General features: G+C 71.8%; 3 protein-coding genes and 1 pseudogene. All 4 read right to left on the reverse strand.

The features are described 5' to 3' along the window. Positions 1 to 1,387, reverse strand: a 1,387-nt coding sequence (locus ABZV34_RS38155) for a hypothetical protein (protein WP_356287504.1), incomplete at its 3' end; no start/stop codon positions are given. Further along, positions 1,384 to 1,734 (reverse strand): hypothetical protein, encoded by a 351-nt coding sequence (locus ABZV34_RS38160; protein ID WP_356287507.1) that lies wholly within the window; start codon positions 1,732 to 1,734, stop codon positions 1,384 to 1,386. The genes ABZV34_RS38160 and ABZV34_RS38155, both read right to left, overlap by 4 nt. 10 nt (positions 1,735 to 1,744) lie before the next feature. Further along, positions 1,745 to 2,209 (reverse strand): YbaB/EbfC family nucleoid-associated protein, encoded by a 465-nt coding sequence (locus ABZV34_RS38165; RefSeq protein WP_356287510.1) that lies wholly within the window; start codon positions 2,207 to 2,209, stop codon positions 1,745 to 1,747. A 100-nt stretch (positions 2,210 to 2,309) separates the two neighbouring features. After that, positions 2,310 to 2,867: pseudogene (locus ABZV34_RS38170) on the reverse strand (hypothetical protein); the annotation flags it as partial.

The following is a 2,867-nucleotide window of genomic DNA, read 5'->3' on the forward strand; positions in this document are numbered from 1 at the left end:
CCGACGGGCGCGCCGCCCCGGTCACGGTCGAGCCCGGGCGGGTGGCGGTGGGGCCGGTGGCAGGGGCTCCTTGTCCTGGTGCGGCCGGGCGGGCGGTGGTACCGGATCCGGCGGCTGCCGGTGCGCCGGTGGACCGGCTGCCGAGGCCCTCGTTCTCCGTGACGGGCCCACCGTCGGTTCCAGCGAGGGTGGTCGGAGAGGACTCGAAGCCGGGCAGTTCGGACGGTCGTCCGGTCGCCGTCGGCGCGGAGTGAGTCGCCGTGTCCGGCGCGCCATCGCTGTGCGACGACTCCTCGCCGGTGGTGCCGGAGCTCTGCTCACCGGCCGGGACGCCGCCATGCTGCTCGTCGACCGAACCTGTGCCGCGGCTCCCGTCGCTGCCGACCGTGCCGTTCTGGTCGGTGGACCTGGTGGTGTCGTCACCGAGTTCGGTGGTGGACGGGCGTTCGAGCTCGTAGCCGAGCTCACGGCCGACGCCGTCGCCGATGTGCGCGCCGAAGTCGACGCTTGGTGGTTTGCCGAGTTCGTCGAACGACGGCACGTGCACGTCGGGCAGGTGCAGGTCGGCCTCACCCTTGCCGCCCTCGGGTTCGTCGGGGCGGGAAGCCCCGTGTCCCCCCAGACCGCCGATCACGCCTGAGCTCAGTGCGGCGCCGAAGTCGGTGTCGCCGCCAAGGACGATGTTGGTCACGACGGTGCCGGCCAGGCCGGACGCCCCGCCGACCGTCAACTTGCCGAGCAGGCTGCCGGTGAACTTCGGGGCCAGCGCGTGGCCCGCGCCGCCGATCAAGCCGCCGACGGCTCCGCCGATGGCACCGCTCTCCAGGGCCCCCAGCGTGTTCTTGGTGTCCCAGTGCGTCCGGTCGCCCTTGAGCAGCTGAATGGTCTGAACCAGCACGTCCATACCGACGTTGAACGCGATGCCGCTCGCGACCGACTTGAGCAGGCGCTGCAGGATCATCTTCACGATCGCCCGGGCCCCGGCGATCGCCGGCGGGATCGCCTCCGGAGCGGAGATCGAGAACTGGATGATCTCGTAGGCCAGCCAGGCGAGTTGGAGCAGAATCATGTACTTGGCGTACTCGACCTGGACGGCGGTCTCCCGGCTGTAGGCGCCCAGCTCTCCCGCCGCGTCCGCCATCTGCGGGAGATGGGACTCGATGGCGCTGGTGAACGTCGTGAACTGCATGGCCACCGCGCCGCCCAGACTGTCCAGTACACCCTGGGTCCCCGGACCGATCTCGCCGGCCATCGAGATCAGATGGCCGGCGGTCTCGTCCCAGATGTCGCCGAGCGTCCGGAGCTTGTCCTCGTCACCCCGAGGCCAATCCTGGCCCGCCGCTATGAGCGAGACCCAGGCCAGCTCGGGCGGCACGTTGATGCTCATTTCCTGCCGGGCCTTCCTTCGGGGCCGGAGATGTGCGGGCCGTCGCCACCGGGACCGAGGTTGCGGAGGGAGTGGAAGTTCTCGTCCTCCAGCCGCTCGAACTTGACGGCCATCGTCGTGATGCCGTCGACGGTGCTGTCCATCACCAGGCCGAATTCGCCGATCCCCTGGACGAGCCCGTCCCGGGGGTCGGCGTATTCGCTGACGAACTGTTTTCCGGTGGGGTCGTCGCCCCAGCAGTCGCCGAGCCCGTCCAGCCGTGCCTGCAGGTCGGCGCTCAGACCTTTGAAGCGTGCCGCCAGATGCTGCATGTACGGCGACTGCTGGTGGAGACCGTAGGTGTCCACCGAGAACTCCTCAGACACCCGAGCCCCCCGCGTCGCTCTGCCGGACGGCACGGGCGCGCTCCGGCACCCCGTGTTCGAGGTACTCGTGCACCAGGTCGGGACCTCCCGGCTGCTCGGGCAGCAGCGCGGTCGGGTCGACCCGGCCCTGGAGCAGGTCGGCGGCGCCGACCCCTGGCGGGAGGGCGAGCGAGGTCAGCTCGGCCACCTGTTCCATTGCCTTGGCCCGGGCTTGTCGGATGGTGGTGAGCAGGATCTCGGAGAGCTCCTTGGGCGCCAGCCGGTGATAGGCACCGGAGGGGAACTCGATGGCGGTGACGTCGCCCTGGGAACTTACGGTCGCCTTGACGGTCTGCCGTGGGGCGGTGGCGGTGCCCGTGACCTCGTTGATCCTGCGCCGGGTCTCGGCCGCCTCCGCACGCCGGCGCTGGTACAGCGCCAGCAGGTCGTCGATCTCCTGGTCGTACGGAGAGCTCATGTGCCCCTCCTCGGGTCGCCCGGGCCACCCCTGGCGGAGCGGACCTCATAGGTGTGGTGTCAGTGCTGTTCGGTGCTGCCGGAAGGGTTCCGGCGCGGTGTCAGGCGAGTGCGTCGGGCCCCTGGGACGCCGGTGCGCCCCAGGCGTTCGGCTCCTGGACGAGCAGGTCGGGGATGCCAGGAGGCTTCGCGGCCTTGGTGTCCGCCCGCTCCTGCCCCGCCGGGCTCGCCTCCTCGTCGGCGAACGCCTGTTCCTGCTCGGGCGTGGCGACTCCGCAGGCGAGCTCGACGGCGTGGGGAGGGGATGCCCCCGCACTGGTCGCGGAAGTGTGGACCGGCTGCCAGGTCGCCCACGCGGGGCCTGCTGGATTCAGGTCCGGGCCTGCCACCGTGGCCGCGGGGTCGCTCCCCGCGCCCCAGGCGGCCGCTGCCTCCCGTGCCCGGCCCGCCACAGTGACCTCGGGCTCGTTCTCCGTGGGGACGGTCCACAGCAGGGGAACGAAGGACGCCCCGGCCATGTCCCAGTCGGCGCTGGACTCGGCCTCCTCGGCCTCCTCGGCGCCGGCCGGGACCGGCGGGACAGGCGGCTCGACGGGCGGTGGGGCGCCGTCCGAGCCGACCGTCAAGGCAGGGGCGGGGGCGGGGGACGCCTGCGGGAG

The sequence above is a fragment of the Streptomyces sp. NPDC005195 genome (genome assembly GCF_040608315.1).
GTDB lineage: Bacteria > Actinomycetota > Actinomycetes > Streptomycetales > Streptomycetaceae > Streptomyces > Streptomyces kaempferi.